We start from the raw sequence: 15479 nt of genomic DNA, 5'->3' as shown, positions 1-15479 counted from the left end.
AACTCAACCCGGACAGATTTACTTGGAAACTGGCTTGATGCCGAACGCGGCAAAGCTCGATTCGAAGGGCTTGTAAGCCTCCTTGGCGGTGGTGGCATACATTTCGCCGATCTTGGTCATCTGGCCGACCAGTGCTTCATAGGCTTCCTTGGCATAGCCCTGCTGAACCTCGAACGCCTTCTCGAAAGACTTGGCGGCGCTTACCTGTTCGACAACGGCGGTGCCCTTTTCAAAGGACTTGCGCGAAAAATCGGCGGTTTCCTGCGCAATGGCCTGCACGCCCTTGGTGAAGGCATTTGCGGACGCAACGTAGGCCTCGAAGCCGGTTTTGCCGAACGACTGGAAATCTTCAAACGACTTGATCATTGGGTTTTCCTCCACAGCGGGAATTCGCTAATGCCCGAAATATATGCAGCGCAGCAAAAATGTCAATCATTTTTTGCATTGCAACATGAGTTCTATTTGCTACAGGAATTGCAGACATTTACGATCCGGTAACGAACCCTCATGCAAAACTGCAGCGGGGTTGGATAAATCGGGCGTCCTGGTCAAAAATGGCTGTGGCGGCCTTTATTCCATGTTTAGAATGCCGGGCGAGTTGCTCGGGCGTGGTGGTACAAGCATGATTTTGGTTGGTGCAGCGCGAAAAGCGGACTCGGTATCCTGGCGGCTGTTTGCCCGTATATTCGCTATTGTCGCCCTGTTCTCATTTGCATCTGTTTTGCCGGCGGAAGCCCGCGCTCCCTTTTCATCCATTTCGGTCGATGCGCGCACCGGCAAGGTTATTTCCGCCGTCGATCCCGATGGATTCCGCCATCCCGCCTCTCTCACCAAGATGATGACCCTCTATGTGCTGTTTCAGGATTTGAAGTCGGGCAAGGTCAAGCTCAATTCGCCCATCCGGATTTCGGCCCGCGCGGCATCGATGTCGCCCTCCAAGCTGGGTGCCCGGCCCGGCACATCCATCACTGTGGACCAGGCCATACGGGCGCTGGTTGTCATCTCCGCCAATGACGTTGCCGCAGGCGTCGCGGAAACGCTGGGCGGAACCGAAGCCGCTTTCGCCGCCCGCATGACCAAGACGGCCCGCTCCATCGGCATGAGCCGCACGACCTTCTACAATGCCTCGGGCCTGCCCAATCCGAACCAGTGGACCACGGCGCGCGACATGGCCACTCTCGGCCTCAGGCTGCAACGCGATTTCCCGCAGTATTATCCTTACTTCAAGACCATGAGCTTCACCTATGCGGGCCGCACCGTGCGCACACATAACCGCCTGCTCGGCAAGTTTGACGGCGCCGACGGAATCAAGACGGGCTATGTTGCTGCGTCCGGCTTTAACCTCGTAAGTTCCGCCAAGCGCGGGCAGCGCCGCATTGTCGGCACCGTCATGGGCGGCATCAGCGGCGGCGCGCGCGATGCCTACATGAAGCGCATGCTCGAAACGGCGTTCCCGGCGTGTGTGAGCGGCAAAACGATTGCCGCAATGGCTGGTTCTACGAAAGGCGCCATCGCCGTGGCGGAGGCCTCTACTGCGCCCGATGATGCCGGAACCCAGCCGTCTCCCGATGACAGCGCAGCCCTTGCCCAAGCCTCCGACGATGCCTCTTCAATGGACGAGGGCGACAGCGGGGATGATGATGCGACGGCCGCAGCGCCCGCCCCAAAAACCGTCAAGCCCAGCAAGGCAAAGGTGGCTGTTGCAAAACCTGCCAAGTCTTCAGCTCCCGCAGCCCCCAAAGTGATCGAGGCTGATGTTGGCGCGCCCGCGCTTCCTGCCAAGCTGCCGTTTGCCGTCAAGCCGGAAGCCTCACAGGCCGATGTGGACGCATCGCTGGCCGCCTTGCAGCCGCAGGACGGCGCGCCCGCCAAGCCGCAGACCATAGCTTCACTTGCCACCGATAGCGGCTGGCACGTGCAGATCGGCTCCTATCAAACAAAGAAAGAGGCCGCCGACCGCCTGACGCGCCTGCGCGCCAATGGCCCTTCGGAACTGCGCGACAAGCCGGCTTTCACGGTCACGGTTCAGAAGGGGACTGAAACAAGCTACCGCGCACGCTTCTCAGGGTTCACCGAAAAAGAAGCCCGCAGCACATGCGAGGAACTCGCGCGCAAGAACATGGCCTGCTACGTGGTGGCGCCCAGTTCCTGAAGCAACACGTCCTTGGCTTCATTGATCTTGGCTGCAAGATAGTCCGTGCCGCCCTTGTCGGGATGGAAATCCTTCATCAGCCGCCGGTGGGCACTCCGTACGTCATCCGCGCCTGACCCTTCCTTGAGCCCCAGCACCGAATAAGCCTCCTTGGCCGACATGGTGATGCGGCCTCGCGGCGGTGGCGTTTGCTGCTTCTGCCCAGGCGGCGGAGCCTGCGGGCGGCGCGCGCCGGGAATGTTCTTCGCGAACAACGAGTTCTCCCCTACCAGCCCCAGTCCGAGCATGGCCAGCGGAGCGCCGATATTCAGAGCCCCTCGCATCGACAGAACCGCGCCCGCGGCCACCAAGGCCCATCCGGAAACCTGACGTATCAGCGCCCGCACCTGCGGCGGTTTTGAATTGCCAAGCTTGCGCAAGACCATCCAGCCACCAACGACGATGACCAGCGCGATGAGCAAATTCATGGAGATATCCCAGCCTTCAAGGCTAAATGGCGGGTTGCGCCGCCTGAAGCTGCACGCTTTCCCCGCAGCCGCAAGCCGAGGTCTGGTTGGGGTTGTTGAAGACAAAACCCGATTTCAGCGTTGACGTCTGATAGTCCATCTCGGTGCCGAGCAGGAACAGCACGGCCTTGGAATTGATGAATACCGTGGCGCCCTTGTCGTCGATCCGCTCGTCGAAGGGCTCAGCCTTGCTGGCCCAGTCCATGGTATATTCCATGCCAGCACAGCCGCCCTTCTTGATGCCGATCCGCAGGCCCAGCACGGGCTTCTCCGATTTGGCCATGATCTCCCGCACGCGCGCCGCGGCGGCGTCGGTGAGGGTCATTGCCTTGGGAAGCGGGCGGACGGTGGCCATCGGTTCAACCTCTATTTCGTTCCTAGCACATATAGGCCGGTGAAGGACACATTTGCACCCCCACACGCCGGGCCGCCATCCTGCTCCACAATATTGTCCTCGGCTATCAGGTAGGTGCGCCCCAGCCGCCGCATGTCCACCTTGCAGGGCGCGCCATCCGACGAGGAATTGATATGTAGCGCACCGTCCTTGACAATTCCTTCGCCCGACATGGCCCCGTCATGCAGGCCGCCGTTTTGAGCCGCCTCGGGACTGTTGGCCCAATAGGCTTCTCCGTCCGCTGAAACCTGCCCGTTCTTGAGGGGCTTCAGCCTGATCTGGGTGCCGTAATTGTCGGCGGTAAAGGCCCCTTGCCAGCCCTTTGGCGCAGAAACAGCCGACATCGCCGCGCCAAGGGACGCTGAGGAGATCCAGCCCGTCGTCACGTCGAACTTCCGGTTTTCATAGGCGACGCAGCTTTTCGAGCCATCATGCGACATGACCACCACCTCGTCGCCCCTCAGCAAATATGCGGACATGGCCTTTCCGGCATCATCCGTGAACTTCGTCTTGCCCACCGCCTTGATGATCGCGGTGACGTAACTGCCAGAGTCTCCAAAATCCGGTTCTCCGCATTCAGCCGCGTGCCCGGACGTAGCAGCCACCATCAGAACTCCCAAAATCGCCGCAGGGAGTCTCACCACATGTTCAGCGCCACGCGCGCTTCCTCGCTCATGCGGCTGTGATCCCACGGCGGATCGAACACGATATTGACGTTCACCGCCTTGACGCCCGCGACCGTGGAAACGGCATTTTCCACCCAGCCGGGCATGTCGCCCGCAACCGGGCAGCCCGGCGCGGTGAGAGTCATCTCGATCGACACGTTGCGCTCGTCGTCAATGTCCACCTTGTAGATGAGGCCCAGCTCATAAATATCGACCGGGATTTCCGGATCATAGACGGTCTTGAGCGCCGCCACGATGTCATCGGTCATCCGCGCCAGTTCTTCCTGCGGAATGGCCGACATGTCGGGCGCATTGTCGTTGTTCGGCGCGGGCGCCGGGGCTTCCGTGACAGTTTCGCTCACAGGAAAATCCTTTGTGCTGAAAGAAGCGCATCGGCCAGCGCATCCACCTCTTCGCGGGTGTTGTACATGGCGAAGGACGCCCGGCATGTGGAAGTGACGCCGAAGCGCTGCAGAAGCGGCTGCGTGCAATGGGTTCCCGCGCGCACCGCCACGCCGGCCCGGTCGATCACCGTCGCCACATCATGGGCATGCGCGCCGTTCATGTTGAAGGAGAGGATGGCGCCCTTCTCCCTGGCGCGGCCGAAGATGCGCAGGGAATTGATGGCGGAGAGACGTTCCGTGGCATAGTCGCGGAGAGACGCCTCATGAGCGCTGATCTTCTCGATCCCGATGCCGCGCATGTAATCGAGCGCAGCGCCCAAGCCAATGGCCTGCACGATGGCCGGCGTTCCCGCCTCGAAGCGGTGCGGCGGATCATTGTAGGTGATGCCTTCTGTCGTCACCTCGTTGATCATTTCGCCGCCACCCTGATAGGGCGGCATCTTCTTCAGCAATTCCGCCTTGCCATAGAGAACGCCGATGCCCGTCGGCCCATAGGTCTTGTGGCCGGTGAAGGCATAGAAATCGGCATCAAGGTCCTGCACGTCGACGGGCAGATGAACCGCTGCCTGGCTGCCATCCACCAGCACCGGAATACCCCTGGCATGCGCGATCCGGATGACTTCCTTCACCGGCACGACGGTTCCCAGCGCATTCGACATCTGGGTGATGGCGACGATTTTGGTGCGCGGCCCCAGCAGCTTTTCGAATTCTTCGATCAGGAAATTTCCGTCATCATCCACCGGCGCCCACTTGATGACCGCGCCCTTGCGCTCGCGGTGGAAATGCCACGGCACGATATTGGAATGGTGTTCGAGAATGGAGAGAACGATCTCATCGCCCTCCCCGATCACCAGCCCGCCGAAGCTCTGCGCCACGAGGTTGATCGCCTCGGTGGCGTTGCGCGTGAAAATGATCTGGTCCTTGGACGGCGCGTTGAGAAAGCGCCTCACGCTTTCGCGCGCGTCCTCGAAGGCCTGCGTCGCCGCGTTTGACAGGAAATGCAGCCCGCGATGCACGTTCGCGTACTCTTCCGTGTAGGCCTTCATCATCGCGTCGAGCACCTGCTTCGGCTTCTGCGCCGAGGCGGCATTGTCAAGATAGACGAGCGGTTTTCCATAAACCTCGCGCGAGAGGATGGGAAAATCGGCGCGAATGCGGGCAACGTCAAAACTCATCCGAACCGTGCCTCCACCAGGGCGACCAGGGCTTCGCGCAAGCCGTCATGCTGCACGGTGTCGAAGGCTTCCGACACGAAGGCGGCGACCAGCAGCTTCCGTGCCGCGCCTTCCGGGATGCCGCGCGATTTCAGGTAGAAAAGATGATCATGATTCAGGTCGCCGCTCGTCGCGCCATGGCCGCACACCACGTCATCGGCGAAGATTTCCAGTTCCGGCTTGGCGTCGAACTCGGCCGTCTCGCTCAGAAGAAGAGCATGGCTCGATTGCTTGCCGTCGGTTTTTTGGGCGTCCTTCCGGACCACCACCTTGCCCTGAAAAATGCCGCGCGCATAATCGTCCATCACACATTTGAAGAGTTCGCGGCTGGTGCAATGCGGAACGGCGTGATCCACGACAAGCCGCGTATCGGCATGCTGTCGGCCGGACAGGAGATAGGCGCCGCCCATATGGGCTTGCGCATTCTGACCGATGAAAAGGCAGTTCCCGTTCTGCCGGTTTACCCGCGCGCCCGACGTGAGCGTGAAATCGTTGAACCGCGCATCTTTTTCCAGCGTGACCTGAAAGTGGGCAAGATGAAGCGCGTCTTTGGACTCCAGTTCCACCTTCACACGGTCAACACGGGCACCCGCGCCGATCCGCAGTTCGGTTATCGGGTTTGCGAGATAGCTGCCTTCGCCCAAATGCGTTTCGATCAACGTGGTCGTACTGCCCGGCGCTACTTCGATCACATTGCGGATGGCGGTGGTGCGCGCCTCGGCATCCGTTGATATAAAAAGCAGTTCAACTGGCGTATCCGTTTCGCCCGAGAGCGTCAGCCGCGCGCCATCCATCGCTGCAAGCGCATTTAGCTCGAGAATCGGGTCCTCTCGCAGAACTGCGGTCACAACGCGGCCATTTCCCAGTTGTGACCGTGCTGCATCATACAGTCCATTCACAAACACCATACGGGTGGCCGCAACGCGCGAAAACGGGGAAGATTTCAGCAGCCTCTCGACATCCGCAGCCTTCGCCTTCACTTCGACATGTGGCGGATAAGGCCGGTCCACCAGCGCGCGCAAATCGGTCCAGCGCCAGTCTTCCATGCGCCGGTGCGGCAGGGCCATGCCGAGCGCCGTCTCGGCGGGCGTTCTGGTCAGCGCCATGTTCATGCCGCATCCTGCGTGAATTCGCCGTAGCCCTTTTCCTCAAGCTCGAGCGCCAGATGCTTGTCGCCGGATTTGACGATGCGTCCCTTCGACAGCACATGCACGACGTCTGGCACGATATAATCGAGGAGGCGTTGATAATGGGTGATGACGATCATCGCCCGGTCGGGCGAGCGCAGCGCGTTGACGCCGTCCGCCACCACGCGGAGCGCATCAATGTCGAGGCCTGAATCGGTTTCATCGAGAATGCACAGCGATGGCTCCAGCACGGCCATCTGCAGGATTTCGGCGCGCTTCTTTTCGCCGCCCGAAAAGCCCACATTCACCGGCCGCTTCAGCATTTCCGCCGTCACGTTCAGCTTGGCAGCACGGTCTTTCACCAGCCGCATGAAATCCGGCGTCGAAAGCTCTTTCTCGCCGCGCGCTTTCCGCTGCGCGTTCAGCGCCACCTTCAGGAATTGCATGGTAGCGACGCCCGGAATCTCAATCGGATACTGGAAGGCCAGAAACACGCCTTTCGCGGCGCGCTGGTCCGGTTCCATGGCCAACAAATCTTCGCCCTTGTAGGTGACGGAGCCTTCCGTCACCTCATAGCCTTCGCGGCCCGACAGGATATAGGACAGGGTCGACTTGCCCGAGCCGTTCGGCCCCATGATGGCGTGCACTTCTCCCGGATTGACATGCAACGTCAGCCCACGGAGGATTTCGCGGTTCTCGTCTGCCAGCTTCACATGGAGATTGTTGATATCAAGCATGATTTTTCACTATTGTTTTATTTTCTGGTTATCGGCTGCCATAGCCTGAGCGAAGAAATAAACGCTGTCTTCGCGTCCGTTGTGGAGAAATTTCACGACCTTGGCAAACGGCAGGCACATGTCGCCATCAGCGTTGCCAAGAACGAATACGGTGCCTAGTTCAGCGGTAGTCCCAAGATATTCTACATGCGAGGGATTCTTGCTGATCCAATCTTCAAAAGGATACCAGTTATAGCCCGCCATGCAGTGTTTGCGAATAACTTCGCCAACGTAAGCACCCGTGAGGTGGACGACCATTTCAACTTGCGGTCCATTAAGCGGCGGCTTCCGAAACAGCCGCCCAAATATCCCGCCACTTCGGGCAAAACCATTGTGAAGTTCTTCGAGATAGCTGTCGATCAGCTTCAAGCTGTCCATGGACCAGTCTATTCCTCGCCGAAAATGACTTCCAAAGAACGAGCTTTCGTCTTTCCGCAGTTCCTCAAACTCTTCCACCCAAAGAACAGGGATATTGCTCATCCCACGCTCCCTTCCAGCGAGATGCCGATGAGCTTCTGCGTCTCGGCCATGAACTCCATCGGCAGGTGCTGCAGCACGTCGCGCACGAAGCCGTTGACGATCAGCGCCACCGCCTCCTCTTCCGAAAGCCCGCGCGACATGCAGTAGAACATCTGGTCGTCGGAAATTTTCGACGTTGTGGCTTCATGCTCGAACTGTGCCGTCGAGGTCTTGGCTTCGATATAGGGCACGGTATGCGCGCCGCATTTGTCGCCGATCAGCAGCGAGTTGCATTGCGTGAAATTCCGCGCGTTCAGCGCCTTCCGGTGCGCCGAAACGAGGCCGCGATAGGTGTTGTCGCTCCGCCCTGCGGCGATGCCCTTGGAAATGATGCGGCTCGACGTGTTCTTGCCGAGATGAATCATCTTGGTGCCGGAATCGACCTGCTGGCGGCCGTTGGAAATGGCGATGGAATAAAATTCGCCGCTCGAGTCATCGCCACGCAGAATGCAGCTCGGATATTTCCAGGTGATGGCCGAACCCGTCTCGACCTGCGTCCAGGAAATCTTGGAGCGCGGTCCCCGGCAATCGCCGCGCTTGGTCACGAAATTATAGACGCCGCCCTTGCCGTCCTTGTCGCCGGGATACCAGTTCTGCACTGTCGAATATTTGATTTCGGCATCATCGAGCGCGATCAGTTCCACCACCGCCGCATGAAGCTGGTTCTCATCGCGCGAGGGCGCGGTGCAGCCTTCGAGATAGGAAACGTAAGAACCCTTGTCGGCGATGATCAGCGTGCGCTCGAACTGGCCGGTGTTTTTCTCGTTGATGCGGAAATAGGTGGAAAGCTCCATCGGGCAGCGCGTGTTGGGCGGCACATAAACGAAGGAGCCATCGGAGAACACGGCAGCATTGAGCGCGGCGTAGAAATTGTCGCCCTGCGGCACCACCGAGCCCAGATATTTCTTCACCAGTTCCGGATGCTCACGCAAGGCTTCGGAGATCGAGCAGAAAATCACGCCTGCCTTCTTCAGCTCATCCTTGAAGGTGGTCACGACGGAGACGGAATTGAACACCGCATCAATCGCCACGCGGCCTGTGCCGGCATCGCCGCCGCCTTCCGTATCAAGATCACTCTTCTCGCCCTGCTTGCGCACGCCGGCGAGAATTTCCTGCTCCTTCAGCGGAATGCCGAGCTTGGCATAGGTTTCGAGCAGCTTGGGATCGATCTCGTCCAGGCTTTTGGGCGCCGACATGCTTTTGGGCGCGGCGTAGTAGTAGAGATCCTGAAAATCGATCTTCGGATAATGGACGCGCGCCCAGGTGGGCTCTTCCATCTGCAGCCAGTGGCGATAGGCTTCAAGCCGCCAGTCCAGCATCCACTGGGGCTCGTTCTTCTTCTTCGAGATGAAGGCGACAATATCTTCGCTCAGGCCCTTGGGAGCCTTCTCGGTTTCGATTTCGGTGGTGAAACCATATTTGTATTTGTCGACATCAATGTCGCGGACGAGATCGATTGTTTCACTGTCAGGCATGGCAAATCCTATGCGGCGGCGCGCGCCTTGCGGCGGGCAAGAAGCCTCAGCCACACGGCACGGAAATGATCGATATGTTCGGCGGTGGTGTCCCAGCCAAGCGACACGCGGATCGCCGCCGAGGCGAGTTTAGGCGCATGGCCCATGGCGGCCAGCACATGCGAGCGCGTGACCTTGCCGGACGAACAGGCAGACCCGGAAGATACGGCGATCCCCTCGAGGTCAAAAGCCATCAGCAAGATTTCGGCGCTCATGCCGGGCATGGCGAAACAGGTGGTATTGGGCAGGCGCGGCATGCCCTTCCCGAAGATCACGGCGCCTTCAAAAATGGTTTCAAGCTTATCCCGCAATACGTTGATATATGGTGCAATTCTTGATTTCGTGGCAGCGCCAAATCCGGCAATCGCCGGGAGATTTTCGGTGCCAGCCCGCCGCCGCAGCTCCTGCCCGCCGCCATGGATTAGCGGTCCGATCGCCAGCCCATCGCGCAGGATCAGCGCCCCTGCACCGACAGGCCCGCCCAGCTTGTGGGCCGACACAGTCATGGCATCGACCCCCAGCAGGCCGAAATTCACCGGCATCTTGCCGAACGCCTGCACGGCATCCGTGTGGACCAGTGCGCCATGCGCCTGCGCCAGCGCCACAACGTCACGCAGCGGTTGAATAACTCCCGTCTCGTTATTTGCCAGCATCACGCTGACAAGCGCTTTCGGCCCCGGCAGAAGCCGCCGCAGGGCATCAAGATCGATCACACCATCAGGCGTCACCGGAAGAAGCTCGACAGGCTTGCCGGATGCCTTGGCGGCCTCGATCACCGACGGGTGCTCGATGGCCGAGATCAGCAGCCGCTCCACCGGCGCACCCTTGAGTGTCTGATTGTTCGCTTCGCTACCGCCGCTGGTGAACACCACCATAGGGGCGATCACCCCCAGCGCCCGCGCCACCGCATCGCGCGAGTCTTCCAGCAATGCCTTGGCCGCCCGGCCTTCGGCATGGATCGAGGAGGCGTTGCCGCCCATCTCCATCGCGCGCAGCATCGCGGCCTTCGCTTCAGGCCGGAGGGGCGACGTCGCATTATGGTCGAGGTAAGTCCTCACCGCGCGGCTCTCGCGTGGCGGTCTGTCGTCTGCTTGATGGTGGCAGCCAACGCCAGGTTGCGCTTTTCCACCACATCCTCCAACGAAATGGAGGAGAGGAAATACATCATCTGCCGCCCAAGCGACGACCAGAGGTCGTGAGCGTTGCACCGCTCGCCCAGCACGCAGCCATCCACCGCATCACCACCGCAGCGGGTAACCCGCAATTCCTCGTCAACCGCCAGAATCACATCGGAAATGGGAATATCGGCCACAGGGCGCGCCAACCGGTAGCCGCCGCCGGGGCCGCGGGCGCTTTCAACCAGCTTGGCTTTCCGCAGCTTGCCGAACAGCTGCTCCAGGTACTCCTGGCTGATATCCTGTCGCTCGGCAATTTCGGCCAGCGAAACCGGCGCGCCATGCGAATGGGTGGCGATGTCGATCATCGCCATGACGGCATAGCGGCCCTTGGTGCTCATCTTCATCGCGGCAATCCCATATCCCGGCGCACGAAAAGCTTGCTTTTCAACCCTCGACCCGTGCTAAAGGCGAGGCCCCGGACGGACCTTACGCGCCCGCCCTGTCTTGAACAATTCTAAACTGGATATAGAATACCCGACTTGTGGAGTCAACTATTCATCGGCTCTCGTGTAAAATTTTCGGGGAATTCTCAAAAGGAAGCCACGCCCCATGCCTGAGGTGATTTTCAACGGTCCTGCCGGCCGGATCGAGGCCCGTTACCACCACAACAAGGCTCCCGGTTCGCCAATCGCCATCATCCTGCATCCGCATCCGAGCTTTGGCGGCACGATGAACAACCCGATCGTGCATTCCCTCTACCAGATGTATCAAAGCCGTGGCTTCTCTGTGCTGCGATTCAATTTCCGTGGCGTGGGCCGCAGCCAGGGCCTGTTTGAAAACGGCGCCGGCGAACTGGCGGATGCGGCCTCGGCCCTCGATTGGCTTCAGTCCTTCAACCGCGAATCGAAGGTGTGCTGGATTGCCGGCGTGTCCTTTGGCGCGTGGATTTCCATGCAGCTGCTGATGCGCCGCCCCGAAATTTCAGGCTTCATTTCCATTGCGCCGCTGGCCAAGCATTATGACTTCTCGTTCCTCGCGCCCTGCCCGGCCTCAGGATTGTTCGTGAACGGCGAGAAGGACACCGTGACGGCGCCCGAGGCCGTGCACAGCCTTGTTTCCAAGCTCAAAACGCAGAAGGGCATTGTCATCGAGCACAAGGTGATTCCCGGTGCCAACCATTTCTTCCAGGACAAGATCGAGGAACTGACCAAGGTCTGCGCCACCTATCTCGACAAGCGCATGGCGCGCGAAGGTCAGGCCTGAGCATCTCCCTTTTCGGGTGGCATAGCCGTCCTTTCGCGGGCAGTCTCGCCGCATGACTCCCAGCTCCTCACCAATGTCACTCCGCGACTGGAGCCTTCTCGTCTTCCTTTCGATTTTATGGGGCGGGTCATTCTTCTTCATTGGCGTGGCGGTGAAAGAGCTGCCGCCCTTCGTCATCGTCATGGCGCGGGTCACAATCGCCGCCGCCGTGCTCCTGCCCCTTCATTGGGCAATGATCGGCAAACTGCCGCGGGACCGCGCCAGCTGGATCGGCTTCGCCGGCATGGCAGTTCTGAACAATGTCATCCCGTTCTCGCTGATCGTCGGCGGGCAGACGATGATCGCCAGCGGGCTTGCCTCGGTCATCAACGCCACGACGCCGATGTTCGGCGCGTTGGCTTTGGCGGCTGGCGGCGTTGAACCGCTGATCAGGCGCAAGATCGTGGCGCTGCTGATCGGGCTGGCGGGCGTCGCTCTGCTGAAAGGTGCCGATTTCACAACCCTGAACGGCCAGACGCTCGGAATTCTCATGTGCTTGGCGGCTGCCGCGAGCTATGGCCTCTCAGGCCTCTGGGCCAAGCGCATGATGACAGGCATTCAGCCGCTCACCATGGCGACGGGACAGTTGCTCTGCTCCACCGTTCTCATGATCGCCCTCGCTTTCGCGTTCGACCAGCCTGCAGCCTTGTTCGGCGCGTCATCTGCCGCATGGGCCGCCATCATTGCCATGGCGGTTTTCTCCACGGCCCTGGCCTATATCGTGTTCTTCCAGATCCTGGCGCGCTCGGGCGCCGCCAATGTGCTGCTGGTGACGATGCTGGTTCCGATTTCGGCAATCATATTGGGCCACGCGTTTCTCGGTGAAGCGCTGGCATGGCGCGAGATCATCGGCACACTGCTCATCGGCGCCGCGCTCATCGTTTTTGACGGAAGGCTTCTGAAGCGCTCACGGCTCGGCAAGAACGCCGCCTGACATCGGCTCCGGCGCCCGCGTCGTGCCCGGGAAGGTGATGGGCAGACCTTTGAGGGAGCGCACGGCCAGATAGCCCCACGCTTCCGCCTCCATCGAATCGCCGTCGAACCCGGCGTGCTCCGATGTTTCAAACCCTGGCTCAAGTGCTGCCATCAGCGCCAAATTCTTCCGGCCTCCGCCGCACACAATCCATCGTTGCGGCCCTTCTGGAAGCCATTCCACTGCATGGCGAATGCTGTCTGCTGTAAAACGCAGCAATGTGGCGGCACCATCCGCATCCGAGAGATGATCGAGCTGCAATCCTGCAAAACTGTTGCGGTCGAGAGACTTGGGTGGCGGCTCCTCGAAATAGGGATGTCCCATCAGCTGCGCCAGCGCGGCGTGGTCCACTTTGCCTTGGGCGGCGAGCGTCCCGCCTTCATCATAATCAGCGCCCGTTCTGGCCTTGCACCAATCGTTGATGAGCGCATTGCCGGGCCCTGTATCGAAGGCGAGCAATTCGCCGTCGCGTCCGATCCAGGTGACATTGGCGACGCCGCCGATATTCACAAAAGCGATGGGCCGCTCGGGCAAGCCGGCGGCGAGGGCACGGTGATAGACAGGCACCAATGGCGCGCCCTGCCCGCCAGCCGCCACATCGGCCGCGCGCAGGTCATGGATCACAGGCCGCCCCAATGCCTTCGCAAGTTCCCGTCCATCTCCCAACTGCACCGTGAGTTTGATCTCGGGCCGGTGAACCACCGTCTGTCCATGAAATCCGATCACATCGATATCTGAAATGCTGATGCTCTTGTCCCGGCAATACGCTCGAACCGCCGTTGCATGGCGCTCGGTAATCCACCGCTCCGCATAGGCAAGCGAACCTGGGCGCGCGGCGCGGCCCGTCATATCAGCCGCATCGGCGATCGCCTGCTTCAGCATGGCCTGAAACGCGGCGTCATACCCATAGGTATGAGAGGGGCCGCGCTCCACCAGCGCCTCTCCGTCCGTCCGTATCAACGCCACGTCGATCCCGTCGAGCGAGGTGCCGGACATCAGCCCCAACGCGGTCAGCGGTTTTGACACATCAATATCCCGTGCTAAGAGCCCGCCACTCCAGAAACGAAGCAAACCGGCATGTCCCAGTTCAAATCCGAATTCCTTCATACTCTTTCAGCACGCGGATTCGTGCATCAGATTTCCGATCCGGAAGGACTTGATGCGGCCTGCATGAAAGGCTCCATTTCGGGCTATATCGGTTTTGACGCAACGGCCACCAGCCTGCATGCCGGGTCACTGGTGCAGATCATGATGCTGCGCTGGATGCAGAAGACAGGGCATCGGCCCATCGCGCTCATGGGCGGCGGCACCACCAAGATCGGCGATCCATCCTTCAAGGATGAATCGCGCAAGCTCCTCACGGTTGAGCAGATTGCCACGAACCTCGACGGCATCAAGCAGGTCTTCGCCAAATTCCTCGCCTTCGGCAGCGGCGCCAAAGACGCCGTGATGGTGAACAATGCGGACTGGCTGGATCACCTCAACTACATTGATTTCCTGCGCGATTATGGCGTGCATTTCACCATCAACAAGATGTTGGCCTTCGATTCGGTGAAGCTGCGCCTCGACCGCGAGCAACCCCTCACCTTCCTCGAATTCAACTACATGATCCTGCAGGCCTATGACTTCCTCGAACTGTCGCGCCGCCAGAATTGCATCCTGCAAATGGGCGGATCGGACCAGTGGGGCAATATCGTCAATGGCATCGAGCTGGGCCGCCGCTGCGACCAGAAGCAGCTTTTCGCACTGACGTCCCCGCTGCTTACCACCTCTTCCGGCGCCAAGATGGGCAAGACCATGTCGGGAGCCGTCTGGCTCAACGCCGATCTGCTTTCGCCTTATGACTACTGGCAATACTGGCGCAACGCCGAGGACGCGGATGTGGGCCGCTTCCTCAAGCTCTACACCGAGCTGCCGCTGGACGAGATTGCAAAACTCGCGGCGCTTGGCGGGTCGGAAATCAATGACGCAAAGAAGGTGCTGGCCAACGAAGCGACGGCACTTCTGCATGGCCGCGCCGCAGCGGAAGCCGCAGCCGAAACCGCCCGCCGCACGTTTGAGGAAGGTCAAAGTGCCGCCGGCCTTCCCACCATCTCGCTCGATCTGAACGCAGGCGCCGGCCTGTTGCAGGCGCTTGTCGCAGCGGGCTTTGCCTCATCGAACGGCGAAGCGCGCCGTCATATTCAGGGCGGCGCCATCCGCGTGAATGACGCGCAGGTCTCGGATGACAAGATGGTCCTGACGAGTGCCCAGTTGGGCAATGACGGATCAATCAAGCTATCGATGGGCAAGAAGAAACATGTGTTGGTGAAGCCAGCCTAAAGCGGCTTCAAGAGCAATAGGCCGCTGGCCCAGCTTTCAGCGACAGGGCCAGCCGCGCGACGATGTCGTTATAGGCCTGCAGTTCTTCCTCCGGATAGGTGATGCGGAAGGCCAACGCCTGCGTGCCGTTGCAGCTCACGATCGATTTTTCGTACAGCACCACGCCATTCCTGCTGCCGGAAAACACATGCCATCCCTTGGGCGATGAGCGGTCATAGCTGACGGTCCATCCTTCAGCCTTCGCATGCTCCACCCGCGATTGGCCGTCACCAGCAAAGCTTTCATCCACCAGATTGGAGCCCCATACGAGCAGTTCCGCCGTGCCGTTGGCGGAATGGAAGGTCAAGCCGTCGCCATTATCCGGCGGGTCCACATCGTTCACGAAGCCGGGTGGAATATCGAGGCCCACGCCGAAGCGGGCATTGTCATAATGCATCCATCCGGCGGCAAGGGCGGGGGCGATCATCAGGAAAAGAAAGGCAAATCTGCGCAT

At 60.2% G+C, this 15479-nt stretch carries 18 protein-coding genes; 4 read left to right on the top strand and 14 right to left on the bottom strand.

What is annotated here, in order from left to right; translation table 11 throughout:
* Positions 1-18 precede the first annotated feature (18 nt).
* Entirely contained in the window at positions 19-366 is a 348-nt protein-coding gene (locus QM694_RS03390; protein WP_415005531.1) for a phasin family protein, read from the bottom strand.
* Positions 367-721: 355 nt separating this feature from the next.
* On the opposite strand from QM694_RS03390, the gene QM694_RS03385 reads away from it, so the two are divergent.
* The gene (locus QM694_RS03385; protein WP_415005530.1) at positions 722-2152 is read left to right on the top strand and encodes an SPOR domain-containing protein; all 1431 of its coding nucleotides are present in this window, start codon (positions 722-724) and stop codon (positions 2150-2152) included.
* Here the strand turns inward: QM694_RS03385 and QM694_RS03380 are convergent.
* The 11 genes from QM694_RS03380 to QM694_RS03330 are packed head-to-tail and all read right to left on the bottom strand — an operon-like array spanning position 2128 to position 10793.
* A complete protein-coding gene (locus QM694_RS03380; RefSeq protein ID WP_415005529.1) occupies positions 2128-2619 on the bottom strand; it encodes a DnaJ domain-containing protein in 492 nt (163 codons plus the stop codon). The genes QM694_RS03385 and QM694_RS03380 overlap by 25 nt on opposite strands.
* Before the next feature lie 22 nt (positions 2620-2641).
* Positions 2642-3013, bottom strand: a complete 372-nt coding sequence (sufA, locus tag QM694_RS03375) for a Fe-S cluster assembly scaffold SufA (protein WP_415005528.1) — start codon at positions 3011-3013, stop codon at positions 2642-2644.
* A gap of 11 nt (positions 3014-3024) precedes the next feature.
* Positions 3025-3660: a hypothetical protein gene (locus QM694_RS03370; protein WP_415005527.1), complete on the bottom strand. Its 636-nt coding sequence runs from the start codon at positions 3658-3660 to the stop codon at positions 3025-3027.
* Positions 3661-3689: 29 nt separating this feature from the next.
* Positions 3690-4019 carry an SUF system Fe-S cluster assembly protein gene (locus QM694_RS03365; protein ID WP_415005762.1) on the bottom strand — a complete coding sequence of 110 codons (330 nt, stop codon included), beginning with the start codon at positions 4017-4019 and terminating at the stop codon, positions 3690-3692.
* Between the two features lie 56 nt (positions 4020-4075).
* A complete protein-coding gene (locus QM694_RS03360; RefSeq protein WP_415005526.1) occupies positions 4076-5296 on the bottom strand; it encodes a cysteine desulfurase in 1221 nt (406 codons plus the stop codon).
* The gene (gene sufD, locus QM694_RS03355; RefSeq protein ID WP_415005525.1) at positions 5293-6441 is read right to left on the bottom strand and encodes a Fe-S cluster assembly protein SufD; all 1149 of its coding nucleotides are present in this window, start codon (positions 6439-6441) and stop codon (positions 5293-5295) included. The genes QM694_RS03360 and sufD overlap by 4 nt, the downstream gene beginning before the upstream one ends.
* 2 nt (positions 6442-6443) lie before the next feature.
* Positions 6444-7199, bottom strand: a complete 756-nt coding sequence (sufC, locus tag QM694_RS03350) for a Fe-S cluster assembly ATPase SufC (RefSeq protein ID WP_415005524.1) — start codon at positions 7197-7199, stop codon at positions 6444-6446.
* Between the two features lie 9 nt (positions 7200-7208).
* Positions 7209-7718, bottom strand: a complete 510-nt coding sequence (locus QM694_RS03345) for a hypothetical protein (protein WP_415005523.1) — start codon at positions 7716-7718, stop codon at positions 7209-7211.
* Positions 7715-9232 (bottom strand): Fe-S cluster assembly protein SufB, encoded by a 1518-nt coding sequence (gene sufB, locus QM694_RS03340; protein ID WP_415005522.1) that lies wholly within the window; start codon positions 9230-9232, stop codon positions 7715-7717. Before sufB ends, QM694_RS03345 begins: the two co-directional genes overlap by 4 nt.
* Positions 9233-9240: 8 nt before the next feature.
* Entirely contained in the window at positions 9241-10269 is a 1029-nt protein-coding gene (locus tag QM694_RS03335; RefSeq protein WP_415005521.1) for a cysteine desulfurase family protein, read from the bottom strand.
* Between the two features lie 56 nt (positions 10270-10325).
* Positions 10326-10793 (bottom strand): Rrf2 family transcriptional regulator, encoded by a 468-nt coding sequence (locus QM694_RS03330; RefSeq protein ID WP_415005520.1) that lies wholly within the window; start codon positions 10791-10793, stop codon positions 10326-10328.
* 205 nt (positions 10794-10998) lie between these two features.
* Between QM694_RS03330 and QM694_RS03325 the strand changes: the two genes are divergently transcribed.
* Together QM694_RS03325 and QM694_RS03320 are read left to right on the top strand one after the other, a co-directional pair.
* Positions 10999-11652: an alpha/beta hydrolase gene (locus tag QM694_RS03325; RefSeq protein WP_415005519.1), complete on the top strand. Its 654-nt coding sequence runs from the start codon at positions 10999-11001 to the stop codon at positions 11650-11652.
* Between the two features lie 52 nt (positions 11653-11704).
* Positions 11705-12625 carry a DMT family transporter gene (locus QM694_RS03320; protein ID WP_415005518.1) on the top strand — a complete coding sequence of 307 codons (921 nt, stop codon included), beginning with the start codon at positions 11705-11707 and terminating at the stop codon, positions 12623-12625.
* Here QM694_RS03320 and QM694_RS03315 read toward each other — a convergent pair.
* Complete coding sequence (locus tag QM694_RS03315; protein ID WP_415005761.1) at positions 12599-13660, bottom strand: anhydro-N-acetylmuramic acid kinase; 1062 nt, start codon at positions 13658-13660, stop codon at positions 12599-12601. The genes QM694_RS03320 and QM694_RS03315 overlap by 27 nt on opposite strands.
* Positions 13661-13741: 81 nt before the next feature.
* Here QM694_RS03315 and tyrS point away from each other — a divergent pair, with 81 nt between their 5' ends.
* Entirely contained in the window at positions 13742-14986 is a 1245-nt protein-coding gene (gene tyrS, locus QM694_RS03310) for a tyrosine--tRNA ligase (protein WP_415005517.1), read from the top strand.
* A gap of 7 nt (positions 14987-14993) precedes the next feature.
* Here the strand turns inward: tyrS and QM694_RS03305 are convergent, their stop codons facing one another.
* Positions 14994-15479 carry a hypothetical protein gene (locus QM694_RS03305; RefSeq protein WP_415005516.1) on the bottom strand — a complete coding sequence of 162 codons (486 nt, stop codon included), beginning with the start codon at positions 15477-15479 and terminating at the stop codon, positions 14994-14996.

The sequence above is a fragment of the Aestuariivirga sp. genome (genome assembly GCF_047602625.1).
GTDB lineage: Bacteria > Pseudomonadota > Alphaproteobacteria > Rhizobiales > Aestuariivirgaceae > Aestuariivirga.
The sequence above is the reverse complement of the archived record's forward strand: the minus strand, read 5'-3'. Positions and strand labels throughout refer to the sequence as shown.

Bases quoted from the DNA above. Each gene is read 5' to 3' on its own strand.
- QM694_RS03320 (WP_415005518.1), top strand. From the start codon at position 11,705: ATGACTCCCAGCTCCTCACCAATGTCACTCCGCGACTGGAGCCTTCTC.
- QM694_RS03325 (WP_415005519.1), top strand. From the start codon at position 10,999: ATGCCTGAGGTGATTTTCAACGGTCCTGCCGGCCGGATCGAGGCCCGT.
- QM694_RS03330 (WP_415005520.1), bottom strand. From the start codon at position 10,793: ATGAAGATGAGCACCAAGGGCCGCTATGCCGTCATGGCGATGATCGAC.
- QM694_RS03345 (WP_415005523.1), bottom strand. From the start codon at position 7,718: ATGAGCAATATCCCTGTTCTTTGGGTGGAAGAGTTTGAGGAACTGCGG.
- QM694_RS03370 (WP_415005527.1), bottom strand. From the start codon at position 3,660: ATGGTGGCTGCTACGTCCGGGCACGCGGCTGAATGCGGAGAACCGGAT.
- QM694_RS03360 (WP_415005526.1), bottom strand. From the start codon at position 5,296: ATGAGTTTTGACGTTGCCCGCATTCGCGCCGATTTTCCCATCCTCTCG.
- tyrS (WP_415005517.1), top strand. From the start codon at position 13,742: ATGTCCCAGTTCAAATCCGAATTCCTTCATACTCTTTCAGCACGCGGA.
- sufA (WP_415005528.1), bottom strand. From the start codon at position 3,013: ATGGCCACCGTCCGCCCGCTTCCCAAGGCAATGACCCTCACCGACGCC.
- sufB (WP_415005522.1), bottom strand. From the start codon at position 9,232: ATGCCTGACAGTGAAACAATCGATCTCGTCCGCGACATTGATGTCGAC.
- sufC (WP_415005524.1), bottom strand. From the start codon at position 7,199: ATGCTTGATATCAACAATCTCCATGTGAAGCTGGCAGACGAGAACCGC.
- QM694_RS03365 (WP_415005762.1), bottom strand. From the start codon at position 4,019: ATGTCGGCCATTCCGCAGGAAGAACTGGCGCGGATGACCGATGACATC.
- sufD (WP_415005525.1), bottom strand. From the start codon at position 6,441: ATGGCGCTGACCAGAACGCCCGCCGAGACGGCGCTCGGCATGGCCCTG.
- QM694_RS03315 (WP_415005761.1), bottom strand. From the start codon at position 13,660: ATGTCCGGCACCTCGCTCGACGGGATCGACGTGGCGTTGATACGGACG.
- QM694_RS03390 (WP_415005531.1), bottom strand. From the start codon at position 366: ATGATCAAGTCGTTTGAAGATTTCCAGTCGTTCGGCAAAACCGGCTTC.
- QM694_RS03380 (WP_415005529.1), bottom strand. From the start codon at position 2,619: ATGAATTTGCTCATCGCGCTGGTCATCGTCGTTGGTGGCTGGATGGTC.
- QM694_RS03335 (WP_415005521.1), bottom strand. From the start codon at position 10,269: ATGCTGCGCGCGATGGAGATGGGCGGCAACGCCTCCTCGATCCATGCC.
- QM694_RS03305 (WP_415005516.1), bottom strand. From the start codon at position 15,479: ATGCGCAGATTTGCCTTTCTTTTCCTGATGATCGCCCCCGCCCTTGCC.